Annotated in this window: 14 protein-coding genes, 1 tRNA gene and 3 pseudogenes; 8 read left to right on the forward strand and 10 right to left on the reverse strand. The window is 65.3% G+C overall.

All coding sequences use genetic code 11. The features are described 5' to 3' along the window. Positions 1-100: 100 nt before the first annotated feature. Positions 101-167, forward strand: a tRNA-Trp gene (locus tag ACFXN1_RS34530). A gap of 492 nt (positions 168-659) precedes the next feature. Further along, a complete protein-coding gene (locus tag ACFXN1_RS34535) occupies positions 660-941 on the forward strand; it encodes a hypothetical protein (RefSeq protein WP_379439287.1) in 282 nt (93 codons plus the stop codon). 263 nt (positions 942-1,204) lie between these two features. On the opposite strand, the gene ACFXN1_RS34540 is transcribed toward ACFXN1_RS34535, so the two are convergent. The 4 genes from ACFXN1_RS34540 to ACFXN1_RS34555 all read right to left on the reverse strand — a co-directional run bounded on the left by ACFXN1_RS34540 (position 1,205) and on the right by ACFXN1_RS34555 (position 5,792). Further along, on the reverse strand, positions 1,205-1,555 hold the full coding sequence (locus tag ACFXN1_RS34540; RefSeq protein ID WP_379439284.1) for a hypothetical protein: 351 nt from the start codon (positions 1,553-1,555) through the stop codon (positions 1,205-1,207). 371 nt (positions 1,556-1,926) lie between these two features. After that, complete coding sequence (locus ACFXN1_RS34545) at positions 1,927-2,118, reverse strand: hypothetical protein (RefSeq protein WP_379439282.1); 192 nt, start codon at positions 2,116-2,118, stop codon at positions 1,927-1,929. Positions 2,119-2,208: 90 nt separating this feature from the next. After that, on the reverse strand, positions 2,209-2,898 hold the full coding sequence (locus ACFXN1_RS34550) for a DUF732 domain-containing protein (RefSeq protein ID WP_379439281.1): 690 nt from the start codon (positions 2,896-2,898) through the stop codon (positions 2,209-2,211). Positions 2,899-3,176: 278 nt separating this feature from the next. Further along, entirely contained in the window at positions 3,177-5,792 is a 2,616-nt protein-coding gene (locus ACFXN1_RS34555; RefSeq protein WP_379439279.1) for a DEAD/DEAH box helicase family protein, read from the reverse strand. A 759-nt stretch (positions 5,793-6,551) separates the two neighbouring features. Between ACFXN1_RS34555 and ACFXN1_RS34560 the strand changes: the two genes are divergently transcribed. Both ACFXN1_RS34560 and ACFXN1_RS34565 read left to right on the forward strand, forming a co-directional pair. Further along, complete coding sequence (locus tag ACFXN1_RS34560; protein ID WP_379463764.1) at positions 6,552-6,959, forward strand: Zn-ribbon domain-containing OB-fold protein; 408 nt, start codon at positions 6,552-6,554, stop codon at positions 6,957-6,959. A 98-nt stretch (positions 6,960-7,057) separates the two neighbouring features. Further along, a complete protein-coding gene (locus ACFXN1_RS34565; protein WP_379439276.1) occupies positions 7,058-7,318 on the forward strand; it encodes a hypothetical protein in 261 nt (86 codons plus the stop codon). Positions 7,319-7,337: 19 nt separating this feature from the next. On the opposite strand, the pseudogene ACFXN1_RS34570 reads toward ACFXN1_RS34565, so the two are convergent. Continuing rightward, positions 7,338-7,518 (reverse strand): annotated as a pseudogene (locus ACFXN1_RS34570) (LuxR C-terminal-related transcriptional regulator); the annotation flags it as partial. Positions 7,519-7,814: 296 nt separating this feature from the next. On the opposite strand from ACFXN1_RS34570, the pseudogene ACFXN1_RS34575 reads away from it, so the two are divergent. Then, positions 7,815-8,194: pseudogene (locus tag ACFXN1_RS34575) on the forward strand (mspA family protein); the annotation flags it as partial. A 42-nt stretch (positions 8,195-8,236) separates the two neighbouring features. Beyond that, complete coding sequence (locus ACFXN1_RS34580) at positions 8,237-8,440, forward strand: TIGR02391 family protein (RefSeq protein ID WP_379463765.1); 204 nt, start codon at positions 8,237-8,239, stop codon at positions 8,438-8,440. Positions 8,441-8,681: 241 nt separating this feature from the next. Here the strand turns inward: ACFXN1_RS34580 and ACFXN1_RS34585 are convergent, their stop codons facing one another. Both ACFXN1_RS34585 and ACFXN1_RS34590 read right to left on the reverse strand, forming a co-directional pair. Continuing rightward, positions 8,682-9,047, reverse strand: coding sequence for a hypothetical protein (locus ACFXN1_RS34585; RefSeq protein WP_379439274.1), 366 nt, complete (start codon positions 9,045-9,047; stop codon positions 8,682-8,684). Beyond that, positions 9,040-9,177 carry a hypothetical protein gene (locus ACFXN1_RS34590; RefSeq protein WP_379439273.1) on the reverse strand — a complete coding sequence of 46 codons (138 nt, stop codon included), beginning with the start codon at positions 9,175-9,177 and terminating at the stop codon, positions 9,040-9,042. Before ACFXN1_RS34590 ends, ACFXN1_RS34585 begins: the two co-directional genes overlap by 8 nt. Positions 9,178-9,620: 443 nt before the next feature. On the opposite strand from ACFXN1_RS34590, the gene ACFXN1_RS34595 reads away from it, so the two are divergent. Together ACFXN1_RS34595 and ACFXN1_RS34600 are read left to right on the forward strand one after the other, a co-directional pair. Continuing rightward, positions 9,621-10,175, forward strand: a complete 555-nt coding sequence (locus tag ACFXN1_RS34595; RefSeq protein WP_379439271.1) for a hypothetical protein — start codon at positions 9,621-9,623, stop codon at positions 10,173-10,175. Continuing rightward, positions 10,172-10,618 carry a hypothetical protein gene (locus ACFXN1_RS34600; protein ID WP_379439270.1) on the forward strand — a complete coding sequence of 149 codons (447 nt, stop codon included), beginning with the start codon at positions 10,172-10,174 and terminating at the stop codon, positions 10,616-10,618. Before ACFXN1_RS34595 ends, ACFXN1_RS34600 begins: the two co-directional genes overlap by 4 nt. 67 nt (positions 10,619-10,685) lie before the next feature. On the opposite strand, the pseudogene ACFXN1_RS34605 reads toward ACFXN1_RS34600, so the two are convergent. The 3 genes and pseudogenes from ACFXN1_RS34605 to ACFXN1_RS34615 form a co-directional block, all read right to left on the reverse strand. Continuing rightward, a pseudogene (locus tag ACFXN1_RS34605) lies at positions 10,686-11,667 on the reverse strand (oxidoreductase). 445 nt (positions 11,668-12,112) lie between these two features. Further along, the gene (locus tag ACFXN1_RS34610) at positions 12,113-12,466 is read right to left on the reverse strand and encodes a hypothetical protein (RefSeq protein WP_379439268.1); all 354 of its coding nucleotides are present in this window, start codon (positions 12,464-12,466) and stop codon (positions 12,113-12,115) included. A gap of 843 nt (positions 12,467-13,309) precedes the next feature. Next, positions 13,310-13,579: transposase (locus ACFXN1_RS34615; protein ID WP_379463763.1), on the reverse strand; the 270-nt coding region annotated here is incomplete at its 5' end.

Genomic DNA, 13,579 nt, shown 5'->3' on the forward strand with positions numbered 1-13,579 from the left:
CTGCGCGCTACAACACTCGTCCCACGCCGAAGCGTGGGACCGTCCCGAATCGTGAGCGCCGCCGGCCTTTGCTGCCGCACAGCCCTTTTCGCGACACCTTGGTCCGTAGCTCAATCGGCAAGAGCAGCCGTCTCCAAAGCGGCCGGTTCCAGGTTCTGGCGGATCCGTGCAACCCGACGACCACGGAACACGGTCGGTCATCAAAGGGCCAGAAGCGCTGCGGGTGCCCGAGGCTGGCACCGCAACCAGGCCGCGCGGCAATTCGGCCTCACCCCCAAAAGGAGACACGCCATGCCCGAAACCCTGTCCGCCGCCGCCCACGCCATAGACTGGGACCTCGTCGCCCGCGCCACCATCAACGTCGTCGGTGCCCTGTTCAGCGCCATCTTCTGACCATGCCCGACCAAACCCGCACCCCCGCATCTCCGGTCGCAACGGTCGGCCGGATCCTCCACTACCACCCCGAACCGAATGATTATTTCGGCATCGGCCCGCTAGCCGCGCTTGCCGTCTCCGTCGACCCCGGACGAGGCGGCCGCCCGCGGGATTGCCGGGCTCTCGGTGAGCAACGGCAATGGCACCCAACGCGTCTACATGGACACCTTCCAGGCCGCGACGCCGACACCCGGTCACTGGAACAGGCCCCCGAGGAGCTGACCGTGAGCACCGAAAACCACACCCCCGAACTTCCCCGCGGCTGCGATATCGAGATCGTCGAGCGCTACCGCGACGACCTCGACCCCGAGCAGGGGTTCGGCGTCGTCCTGCCGAACGAGATCCAGATCAACGGCACGCTCGTCCACAGCGACCGGCCCGTCATCGTTCACGAGATCGCCCTCGGCTACGGCGATCTCGCGTGCGAGACGCTGACGCTGTTGGCCCGGCGCGTGTTCACCGGCGCAGAGCGCGCCGCCTCGGATCCGACTGAGAACCGATCATGACCCTGAAGTATCCGATCCTGTGCTTGCCGCTGGACTGGTGGGCCGCCGTGCTCGCCCAGCTCACCTACGGCCCGCACGCCTGACCATGGCCACCCGGCACACGACGACGCAGAAGGGTCTCGGGTGGCGGCACCAGCAGCAGTGCGAGGCCCTGCTCGCCCGGCACCGCGACGGCGCACGCTGCTGGTGGTGCGACGAGCCGTACTACCGCGCCGCCACCCGCAACCACGACGGCGAGAGCCTCGCGGCCGACAACTCGCACGCTATCTTCGGTTCGCGAGCCGGTTGTCGGCGGCCGCCGATCCACCGGTCGCGCAATTGATCTCGACGAAGTATCCGCCGTCGGGCAAGTCCTCATTCTTTTCGACGATGTCGCCGAACACCGCATGTAAATCGTCCTCGGCGTCGAACGTGACAACCGCACCGGACACGTCCCGCTCATGGCTGAGGGGGTAGTCAGGTGCCGATTTCTTATCGCCGCCGACCGCACCGACGATCACGATCAGGGCGATCACGCTCAGAATCGCGCCGGTAGCACTGACAACCACGGTGTTGATCTTGCGGCGTCGTACCATATCGACCGGCGGTTTAGCGGGCGGCACAGGTCGAGTCATCGCCGCTACCCGCCGAACGAGCCTGTCGACTCCGCGCCCCGGGATACGGGTTGTCGAAGTGGACGTAATACCGGTCGCCCTGAATGTGGCTGCAGCGCGCCGTGTATCCCATGTCGCGATACATCTTCGCTGTGTCCTCGCACGCCTTCGGGCCGATGATCATCGGCGTCTAACCAGCATTCGCCGGCCCCACGCCCACGCCCATGGCCACCACAGCGATGCCGTCCAACAGGCCAGCCCGTACAAAATGCTTCATACCCAGCGTCTTTCGTGTCGAATGATTCCGATTGACGGTCCCCCGCGGCACTGCCACGCCGCGATATTTCCAGCTGCGAGCGTCGCGCCGATCCTTCCCGGCGCGGCGGTCCATGTCAGCAATCGGCTGGATAACTGGCACGAACGGTCATAGCGCCGAAACGAAACCACCCCAGCCATTTACCCGGCTGAGGTGGTGCGGTCGTGCTCGTCACCATCACGTCATCCGGCAGGGCCACCGCGGTCGAGTCGGCCACGCTCACCACGAAGGCCGTCGAAACCGCCACCACACCATCGAGAACAATCACAGCCGGCACTCCGGCGAAGGGGTGCCCGCGCGGCTGTGGCTGATCAAAGTCCTACCGCGGCCCCCGGTCTGGACCGATCCCATCTATCCGCTACGGGTTGTCGACGCGCGACTGGAATTCCGGACAGATGTCCTTCACTGCATTGATCACGACCATGTCGGCCTCGCGCTGAGTGAGGTTGAAAGGACTGCGCGTCATCTGCACGGCGATCGTGATGACCGAATCGCTGGTCGTCCGCAGCTCCATGCAGGTCGCGAGCCCATCGGTTTTCAGCTGGTCGTCGCTGGCCTTCGAGTTACTGATTCCCACGGCACGTAGGTCATCGATATACGCCTGATCTGTGTCGGATCCCCCGGCCGCCCGGGCTGCAGGAAAGGCCGACGAGGACGCCGCGCTCATCGTCGCGGAAGCCGTCGCGTCTGCACCCTTCTTCGAATCGCTGTGCGATCCGCACTGACTCACGAGAACCACGACGGCGACGACCCCCAGTAGGGGGAATAGGCAACCACGCTTCTTCTTGACCGCGCGCCCAGATTGGCCGGCCTGCCGATTGTCCCCCCGAGATGACGCTTTACTCATCGTTGTCCCTCTGCTCCAAATCGATGTCCCGTCATGCTTCACGATCAACTCGGCGACACGCCAGCATGAGGCACGAACGGTCATGGAGCCGAAATGAAAAGTGAAGGCCAGCTCAGTGACCGGGTCGAGGTGCTCGGTCAGCAGCTCAACCGCCTGTAGGGCAACAGAATCGGCATAGTGGGCCGCGTGGGGTGGAACCACAGTTGTGGATCCGCTGTGGGTGCGCCATGGGCGAGATACGCCTGGATCACGTCATCGCAGGCCGCCGTCACCTGCTGAGGAGTCCGGTCCTCGGAGTCCGACATGCTGCTCTTCTCGGGCTGCCCACCGATTCTGAGCCCCCTGGCAGATCGGGGTGAACTGGTGTCCCAGCTTATGGGGACATGACGATTCCGTACGAGTTTCGACAACACAGTCGGCGCGCTCGCTGTCGGTGCCGCAACTTGTGACTAACGGTGGGCGGCTGCGGCGCAGATCTTTCAGTGGTTGTCGCGAGCGTGCCACGCCTGCACGATCGCGGCCGGGAGTCTTCCGGTGCGGGCGGTGGTAAGTCCCTGCTCGATCGCCCATGCTCGGACCTGTGCGGTGCTGACTACGGGAGGCTCGTACGGATCGGTCGGGGTTTCGGGAATCGCGGTTGATTCGGTGGCGGGCAGGTCGGCGGCGGTGATGGTGAGGAAGTCGCGTGATTGCAGGGTGCGGCGCCGCTTGTGGTGCATGCGTTGCAGTTTGGGCACTGCAGTGTCGAGGTAGTCGTGGGCTTCGACGTGCTCCTTGCGGGCTTCGGTGTGGCGCATGATGCGCCCGACCTGCTGGATCACAGGAGCCTTGAACGCGATCGGCATGGCCAGGAACACGGTGTCCAGTCGTGGCGAGTCGAAGCCTTGGCCTATGAGTTTGTCGATGGCCAGCAGCACGATCGGTTTCCCGTCGTTGCCCTCGTCGAGGGCATGCAGTACGCCAGCACGCTCGGTGCGCCGCATGCCACCGTGAAGTTGCAGGGCGGCGATGTCGTGGATTTTGAGCGCCTGATCCAGGGCGGTGAGGTGCTCGATGCGGTTGGTGAGCACCAAGACGGTACGGCCACGGATGACGGCGTCGGTGATGTCGGTGGCGATCTGGGTGGTGCGGGTGGTGTCGCGGGCGAGCTGGTTGTAGATCTCGGCGATCGACGCCCCGTCGCTGCCGTGCTCGTCGGTAGTGAAGCCGGTGCTGTGGACGACGTGGTATTTCGCGAAGCTGCTGGTGTCGTTGATCTCGTGGCGGATCGGCCCGCACTGCATCGTGATGATCGGGTCCATCTGGTCAGCGCGGTAGGGGGTGGCCGACAGTCCGAGCCAGCGGGGAATCCTCGCTCTCCCAACCGCGGCCGCGGCGGCGGGCGCGCCGACGCAGTGACATTCGTCGACCACCGCGAGCCCGTAGCCGTCGAGCAAATCGGCGGGTGCATCTCGGTGGGCGAGTGTCTGCAACATGATGACGTCGACGACATGATGGCGACGGTCCTTACCGGCCCCGGCCGAGCCGACTGCGCCGTCGCCGAGATCGAGGAACTCCGCCAGCCGCTCACGCCATTGGGTCAACAGCTCGGCCCGATTCACGATCACCACCGTGGGGGTCCGGTAGTGGGCGATCAGCGCGCAGGCCATCACGGTCTTTCCGGAACCGGGCGGTGCGACGAGGACGCCGCTGTCGTGTCCGATCATGGCGGTGACTGCGGCGGTTTGAATTTCGGTGAGCGTGCCGGTGAAGGACGCGGTGATCGCAGAGGGAGCGGGCAGTTCGCTGGTGATGTCGAGGACGCCGCCGGCCTGTGCGATCAGCGTGGCTGCCTCCTCGGCCAGGCCGCGGGGCAGCCTGAGCCAGTCGGGATCGGTCGCGTCGAAGCAGCACACCAGTCGTGGCGTATTCCAGGTGCTGAATCGTTGAGCTTGCTTTCGATAGAACTCCGGATTATGGAAGGCCGCAGCGTGTTTCAGCGCCGCGATGAGCCGCGCCGGAAGCCCGGCGGTAGGGATTGCGAGCATCGCGTCCACACGCGCGTGGACGCGCGCTGATGCCTTGCCCAGCTGGTTTCGCCGGGGTCTGGGCCCCAATTCTGCAGCCAGCGTGGCGGGTCCAGCCGTGACTACACCGAGCATGGTGACCAGCGCGTCGAGCTCGGGGGGAGACAGGCGCTGCACACCGGACAGGAGGGCGAATTGGTCCGACGCCGCAGTCCAGGTGCCCGGCTCGCAGAACACCGTGGTGCCGCCTACGCGGGAAGGTCCGTGCAGCGGCAGCGCGATGAGGTTGCCGAACGTCAGATCTCCCTTGGCGTTGACCGGCGCGACGTCCTGTGCGGGGAATAACCGGTCGTAGCTGGCCAGCGACATGTGCCCACGGCCGTCGATCGCCGTGCGCAGCAACACGGTTCCCAAGGTGCGTGCCTTGGACGCGGGAACCGACGCGCTGAAAAAGGTCCACACGTGTGCACCGACACCGGAGCGGGAGATCTCCGCGTAGGCAGGAACTCCCGCCGATGCGCAAGCGGCGAGGTAAGCCTCGGCGTCGCCACGCCAGTCGGCGCCGTCGTTCTTCCCGTCGAAGTCGCAGGCTAGCAATCGGGTCCGGTCATCGCTGGTGAGTGGATAGAGGCCGATGTGACGATCCCTCGGGCCCGTCTGTTGTCTGGCGAGATGCTGGTAGACCGCGTCGGAGGTCAGCGGCCAGAACACCCTCGGGCCGCCATTCTTCCGAGCGAACGGATCGTCTTCAGCTGGGCTCCACCCGACTCGGCCGTTCTTCTTGCTGACCCACCGCTGCGCGTAGACGTCCTCGCGGCCGCGGAACAACTCGCAGAACAGCGCGACCTTGTCCTTCGTCGTGGACTCACGATCGACCCTGGGCAGTATCGACTCGCTGGGCCGCAGGGCCGGTGCAGTCAGCGTGCCGACGATTGCGTCGGCGGCCTTGCCTGCTCTCGGGTCTCGGTGACCATTCAGCTGCATCTGCAGCAGTTCGACACGATCGGACAGCGCCGCGATCTTGGCATCGGCCTCACCGAGCAGGCGGCGCAGCTCGTGCGGGTCGTAGCAGTCGAACCAGTCAGGCACACAGGAATGATCCACGCTCAGCCGGGCGATTGTTCAGCGAATCCAGAACCAGGCCAGGCGGTTTGAGTTGCGGAGGCCCTCAATGGGGGCGGGCACCCGCTGATCCAGGACAGGTCGGACCGAGACGATGATTATCGGTTGTCCGGGGTGCTCTCATTCACCAGCGCGGTATCGCTTCGATCGACACCGGCCCCGGCTCGGCCGCGGTCGACGATGACGGGAAGTCGATGGGCCGCCTGCGGACCAAGGTCTCTCGTTCGGACCTCACGCCCGACCGCACCTTGCTCGCGCAATAGCGCTAGACCACCGACGTTACCGATGTGCTGCTGACCCACGGCTATCCCGACAACGTCGGCGGGCTACGACTTCCCCCCACCCGATAGTCCACGTTCATCGTGACGGGCCCGTGGTACCCCAGAATCCGCATATCGCGTGAGACGCACGTGGTAGGCGTCGAAGACGAGCGGCGCCTCAGTGTCGGCAGAGCCAACTCTCGCCAACTGCCGGGCGCCGCCGAGGCCATACCGCGACGCATACCTTGCGGACCGTGTGGCGGACGTTTGCCGCTCTGGCCTCTTCCAACGTGCCGCGGCGCAAAAACAGGTATGTCCTCGGTCACTCGGCCGTCGCGGGTACCGCCCAGCGCAACAGAGGCTGTTGGCACCGCAGCAGCCACTATCCGCAGGAGACTTCATGAGTCCACTGAATCCGGACCGGATCACCGCAACCGCTCCCGAGACGCTCGGTGCGATGGCCTTGATGATCCGGCGCTGTAGTAACTGCGCGGCGCTCCTGTCGCCGCTGGCCAGCACATGCACCTCGTGTAGGTCGACGACGTTGGAATGGGTGCCTTCCTGCGGTGAGGGGGCGATCGTGTCCTGGCGGATGGTGTATCGAGTGCCGCCCGACAGGCGTCTCGAGGAATGGGCGCCGTCGCAGATCGCTATCGTCGCGCTCGACGAGGGGCCTTGGGTCTACACCACGATCGAAGGGGAGATCCCGCAATCATCTGACAAGCCGGTACGAGTGAGGTTCGAACCCGGACCTTCCAGTGGTGGGTTCCCCGTATTCGCGACCACGGCAACCAGCAGGCGAGCCCCGGACAACCTGCTGCCTGGGCGTATGAGTGCACCTCATCCGAGTAGATCGCATCACGGACTCCTGTGATGGTGGACGGTCCCCGGAGCCCAGAGTGGGTCAGGTCCTCGCTGAACCAATGCGACTTCCTGGAGTCCGTGAAGTCGGTGGATGCCCACGCTAGGTCGGTGATCGAGTTTGCCATCCGATGGGCCCCGTTCGGTGGCGCCCCCTCTGATGAACTGCTGATCACCTTCGGGGTCGATCGTTGGCGTTTCCTCCAGATGATCCGCGAGGCCCTGCGCCCACGTGCCAGCGACCGCCCGTATGCGCAAACGATCAAGCACAATTTGCTGGAGGTGGTGAGCTGGTCCTGGCATGCCTATCCCGATTCCTCGGTGTCCCACCCCAAATGCCAATGGGGCACGACCGAGATCGATGGATGTTGACAGGCATCTTCGACTCACTTCAGACGAGGTTGTCGCGGGAATGCTCTGCAGCCCAGGCCGCGATCCGCGCACGGCAGGTGAATCCCAGTTTGGTGAGGATGTGCTCTATATGTCCTTGTGCCGTGTGCTGCGAAATGAGCAAGCAGTCGAGTCGCGGTTGCCTTGTTGATCAACCCCTCCGCCGCGAGGTCGGCGACTTGGCCGATTCCTACCGGCGAACTGACCGAACATTTACATAACCCTCGACCAGACGCGATACAAAACCGGCAGCGGTTCGTTTTCCATTGGACCGCAACGTATTTCGCGTCCGGGCCCGGCCTGCCATGTCCAGCATCCGAGCCAGGTGGCCAGCGTCGCGGCTCATCACGCGGGCGAATTCGAGCGCCGACAAGCAAACGGCCTGGCTTGCCGAGTCCGGCGCCGCACCACCCTTCATTTCCAGGAGTCAGCTGCGAAAACCCTCCCGATCCGTTGCACCGCAGCAGCAACACTGACTATCAGCGCGATCATCGTTCCCGGTATCACCGCGGTGACACCGGCCCACGCCGACACGTGTTTGTGCCCTTGCCCGACGGTCAAAAGCAAGGACCCAACGGTGTCGTGGTCACACGCACCGGCGAACACGCCACCATCTCCCCGTCACTGGCAGCCAACGGCGCCGGCCGCACCGTATGGGTCTCAGGCAACGCCATCGCCGACGTGCCCGACACCCCTGAAACCAAACCCGGGCCGTGGAACGGACCGAACAATGCGCCCGGCTCGAACAGTTCCTCCACGCACGGCAGTTCCATCATCGACGCCGGTTACATCGTGGGCTGCCAGGTCAACATCGCCTCCGACGCCATTTCCGCCGGCCTGTCCGGCGGCCTGAGCCTGACCGCCACGTTCACCCAGAATCAGACCCCGTCGAAGCTCGACATCGCCGATGAGGCCCTCGATCCGGAGCGTCCCGATTTTGAACGCAACGGCTACCGATTCCTGTTCATGGGCGCGATGACCAGCATTCGCAATACCCACGCGCCCGGCTCCCGGCCCGAAGTCTCACCTGCCGAAACGTTCGAACTGCTCGCCTTCGCCAGCCATCTGATGTGGCGACTCGGCGTCGCCGAATCCCGCCTGTAGCAGGACGGCCTGCTGACCTTCTGCCATCGGCCGGGGCGGGGCGCGCACCGGAGATCACGGCATGCGCCTCCGCCCACTTTCCGTATATCGACGACGCGGGTTGCGGGTGCGTGGGATCGCCCTCCGCCCGGAGTCCAATCGGCCGCCGGTTCGGGCTGTTCCCGCGATTCCTGCTCTGGGAGCTGCCCTGTCGCGTTCCGGCGAACGACGTCCGCTCTGAAGCAAGCGAGGGAGGTTGTGGTCAGGCGGCGTGACCGGGTCGATGTGACAGCCGCGCCAGGGCTTCGTCGACGGCGCTGGTTGCGATCTGTCGGACCTGGTCCAGTGGCACCATTTCCGGCTCGTCGCTGTAGGCGTTCTTCAGGTCCTTCTCGGCCAACCAACGGTAGTAGGCGCTCTTGGACATGCCGAGTTCACCGGCGCGGATCTCGACACGCAGATCAAGGTCCTGCGGCAACTTAATCGACCGCGCCACCATGCCGGCGCCGGTGGTGGCCTCGGCCTCGGTCTCCGGTGACGCGGGCTCGCTGCCGGGCTGCAGACGCGCGAGGATCTGCGCCATCTCCTCCGGAGGGACGTCATTGGTGTGGGTGGTGTTGTCAATCATTGCGGGCCTCCCACTGGGTGAATTCGGCTGTTTCGGCGGCGGTCAACGGGCGGACATCGACGATATAGAAGTCCGGCGGGGCGATCCGGCCGGTGACCTGGACGACCGTCCTTCGTCGGTGCGGATCCACAGCAGATACATCTGCCAGCCGGTCGCGGGGTCGTGGGCGGGCTGGCCCCATGCCCGACGCTGCCCGGCCAACCACCGTCGCATCAGTTGTGTGACTTGCTCCGGCGTGAGGTCGACGCCAGCGGTAGCCATCAACTGCGCGAGGGCGTAGTAGAGTTTTACGGGCACCCGGTCGAGACTACCCCTGGACAGTTCGAGACTACCACGGGGGCTGAGTATCCGACACGCCGAATATAGGAAGAATCGCCGTGCGCGGTCCCCTGCTCTTGGCCGCTCCCGCGCTGGGGCACGTTGTCACCGGTCAGCTCTATGCTGGAGGACCGGGTAGACCCGAGGATTCGGGAGAAATTCCGCAGAGAACACCCGCCGCCTCGTCGGACGGAGTCTCTGGTGGGACCGCGGAACAGTCCTTGACGCAACCGCTCCGATGGTCGGCCGCGGGCCGTGCGGCGTGAGCGCGCCAGCGTGGCTGAGCCGTGGGGGCTTGTTGGGCGTGGCCGTGGCCTGATCAAGGACACCGCCATGAATTTCGAAGTCGACGGGGCTGGTCTGCCCATCAGTCATCTCGCCGCTGCCGCGCTCGGCCTGGGCGTGGTCGGGGTCTCCGACGTCACCGTCATCGTGAGCGACGAATTTGCTGACACCGTCACCGAACTCACCGGCAATCCCGACCGCGGGATCGACCTGCGGACCGGCCTCGTCTCACGAACCATCGTGACCTCCACCGGTCCCACGATTGTGCTCAACGCACCCGATTGGGCTGTGCCAGCACATCCTTCATGGAACGGCTCCTCGCCCACGAGGGAGGCCGAGTCCTGCTCGAACAACGCCGCGAGTGCCTCGCGGCCCCTGAACGCCTGGCCGGGGCAAGCGGCTGGGAGCGGCTCCTGCGGCAGCTCGCCGGTATCGCCATCGAGGAATATCGGATCGAGCGGACACTGGTCGACCTCGGATACCCCGAAATCGAAGGCGCCGAAGCAGAGCACATCGCGGAGATGATGCTCGCGCTCAACACCGAAATCGTCGGCGCTGTGGCAGACCTCCATCAGGTTCGCTGCACCACTGTCGAGTTCGAGCAGCGCGTGTTCCGGACCCACGCATGGCTGGCCAAGTATCTGGCCTATGTCGCGGCTTACCAGCCCGGCGTTCCTGAGCGCATCCGCTTCGACGCCAGTGCGCGCGAGAACTGGATCGACTACATCAGCGATTGCTGGGGCGATCGGGTCGATCTGTACGAATCGGTCCCGTCCATCTTCGAGCCGCTCGCTGACACCGATCTCGATCTCATCCGGTGCCAGGGGCTTGCGCTCGAGGTCGCACAGCTGGAATCGCTGGGCTTCTGCTACTGCACCGAAACCGGTGGCCGCGAGGTGTTTCGGCGCTGCGGCAGCGACTTCCTATTCCAGCAGCGACGCGCCCGACAGGGCGAACCATCGCGGTGAATTTCACTGGGGGTGCGAGGTTGGATGGCGCGGACTTCACCGGTGCGACACCAGGAGGCGCGGAACACTAGTCCGCTGTCCCGCCGTTGAATTCGCCGAACTGGTAGGTGACGCCGGTGAGCCGCTCGGATTCGGTCCACAGCCGGGCCGCCAACTCCGGATCATGCGCCTGCTCACAGGCTTCGATTAGCACCGGGTACCCCTTGGTCAAACCGGTGGGCCCGAAGAACTCTCCGGCCTGCGCGCCTGGATCGGTGCCCGCCCGCAACGTCGGCAGCGCACCCATCTCGACGGACTGCATGAACACCCGGAACAACCACCGCAGCGACGGCCGGGCCAGAAAGGCAACGGCGGGCCCGAAATTCTGTGCGAAGTCCGATTCGGCAGCCCCGGGATGTGCCGCGATCGAACTCAGCCCGGCATCGGCACCATTGTGCCGCCGCTGCAGCTCGAACGCGAACAGCACATTGGCCAGCTTGGACTGCGCATACGCCTGGAAGCCCTTGTACGGCCGACGCTCGTAGAACAGATCATCGAGCTCGAGCCGCGCCGGCTAATGTCTTTTTCGCCGAGGCCGCGCTCGTCACTGTCACCACCCGCCCCTGCGGTGCGGCTCGCAGCAGGTCCAACACCAGCCCGGTGAATGCGAAAGGTCCCAGATGGTTTGTGCCGAAGGTGGTTTCGAACCCGTCCTCGGTGACGGTCCGCTCCCGGCTCAGCGTGCCCGCATTGTTTACCAGCAGGTCGATCTGCCCGAAGTCGTCATGCAGCCGTTCCGCAGCGCGGTGGACCGATTTTAGCAACGCCAGATCCAGCTCCACGAACGGCAATTCGGCATCCGGCACGGTCTGACGAATGGTTTCCGCCGCGGCCGCGGCCTTGTCGGCATTACGGCAGGCGAGGACCACCCGGGCGCCGTGTTCGGCGAGCCGCAGCGCGGTCTCCAACCCCAGCCCGGCACTGGCCCCCGTCACAATGGCGGTGCGCCCCTGCAGATTCGGGATGTCGGCGGCGGTCCACGTTGCCTTCTTGTTCTCCACGTGCAGCATCCTGAACGGTCGGGTTTCACTCAACTCTGTGACCTTAACCCGGTCGCCGGTGGGTAGCGGCGCCGCGGCCCCTACGCGAAGGTGAGCCGCGCGACGGCCCATGTCGGCGTCGGGAATGCCGGGTGAGAGGGCGTTGACCCGGATTCCCTACTGCCCCAGTTCGATTGCGCTGGTGCGGGTGAACATTTCGATCGCGGCCTTGGTGGCGCTGCAGCCCGCTGCGCCGACCGCTATCCGGCTTGCCCATGGACGAGGACATATTGATGGTCAGGGCGCCGCGTTCTCGCAGGTGCGGCACGGCTGCGGGGTGCACGGGAAGGTGCCGGTCAGGTTGGTGGCGACCATGGTGTCCGAGTCGTGCGGGGCGAGCTGCTCGATCCGCCCGGACCCGCAGGAGAATTCGTCCGTAGCCCGGAGCCGTGCAGCTCGTCGTGAGGGGCGGAGGTTAGCTGGTGGGCTGTGGTGATGCGTTAAGCACTGTGGCCAGAGGGCGAATCGCATCGGACGCGCCGGGGAGCAGGCTGTCGGCAAAGGAGAAAGCGGCGTCGACAGCAGGCGCGCCTCCTGATTGCTGTAGTCCGATGAATCCCCCCACGAGCCCGCCGACGACGGCGAGCAGCGGAGCGGTGATGAAGTCCACGACGAACAGGCCGAGCGGGAAACCCGCGACGAAGCCAATCGCTGCACCGATGGCCGCACCGGCAGCCACGGAGGGCATGTTGGCCTGGAGGACGTCGAAGAACCGCTGCTGGGCGTCGATGTCACGGAGCGGGGTCTCGGTCTCGGCGACCGGGCGCAACGTCAGACGGTGACCGTCCATATCGATCGCGGCAGTGAATTCCGCTGTCCTGCCGCCGATGTCGTAAGCAAGAGGAACGGCGACGACTGAACCCCGTCGTCGCCGGTGACCTCGACCGCAGTGGTGTCTGCGTTGACACACGGTTATCCGCTCAGATGACTGTCTCACGGCCGACTCTGCGGTCCATAGCGCGCGCTGAGCCTCGATCCACGTGCGCCCAGTAGTCCGGGCGGCATGAAGGAAGGAGTTTCATGATGGATACGGGCGATAAGCTCGCGGTAGCAAGCCGGTGGAAGTCTGGTCCGGGGAGATGCCAGGGTCCCCGGTAGCGAAGCCTCCGGGTCCGGTTGAGAGGCCGGGGTCGAAGCGGGGTGGAGCAACTGTCCGGTCCGCAGTGTGAAGCGAAGTCTGCAGCGTCGTGAAGGCTCCCGCCGTTCGGTGGGGAAGAGAGGGTGCTGAGCCTGTGTGGATTTGGCGAAGGCCATGGAAGGCGTCCGGGAACCTGGAGCAGACGCCGAAGGACCCTCCGGCGTAGGGGACGTGGAACGGGCAGAAGGGTGTCGCGGGAACTGGAGAGGCCCTCCTCGGCCCCGGCCCTGCGGGGGTCGGGCAGCAAGTCCTGCCTATAACCGGTGCCCCCGGGAAATGGCAGGCGGCCGAGAGGGAGTCGGAGGGGCCATATTAGCGGTATCAGCTGCGGGACAACATAACCCGTGGTGAGCGAAGGGCCCCTGCTTCATCGATGCATCGACGATGTTGGGAGGAACGCTGATGAGTGCCGCTACGGCGGCTAGTATCCCGCGTCGGAGATTTGACTCTGTCGGTGATCTTGGGAGTTCCAAGTCAGCTGTTGAGTGCCCGCCAGGACCGTGATCGGGGAATTCCCTTGTGGTCCAGGTGATTTTGGAAGGCTGTCGGTGGCCTGGATGGAGACGGCTCGTCCGGTAGCTGTCCTGCGCTGAGGCGTTCGATGTTCACGGCGATAGCGGTAAGGACGTGCTGGACATGGGCCTTGGTCTGGCCGCGGTAGCGGCATTGCCGCATGCCGTGCCCGTTCGCGAATTCGCAGACGGTGCCCTCGATGCCGGAACGCACGGCATACCGCTGCCGCCA

This window comes from Nocardia sp. NPDC059154, assembly GCF_042755705.1.
GTDB lineage: Bacteria > Actinomycetota > Actinomycetes > Mycobacteriales > Mycobacteriaceae > Nocardia.

Excerpts from the sequence above, each read along its gene's own strand:
- ACFXN1_RS34540 (WP_379439284.1), bottom strand. The coding sequence starts at position 1,555 with ATGACTCGACCTGTGCCGCCCGCTAAACCGCCGGTCGATATGGTACGA.
- ACFXN1_RS34585 (WP_379439274.1), bottom strand. The coding sequence starts at position 9,047 with ATGATTGACAACACCACCCACACCAATGACGTCCCTCCGGAGGAGATG.
- ACFXN1_RS34560 (WP_379463764.1), top strand. The coding sequence starts at position 6,552 with ATGATCCGGCGCTGTAGTAACTGCGCGGCGCTCCTGTCGCCGCTGGCC.
- ACFXN1_RS34600 (WP_379439270.1), top strand. The coding sequence starts at position 10,172 with ATGATGCTCGCGCTCAACACCGAAATCGTCGGCGCTGTGGCAGACCTC.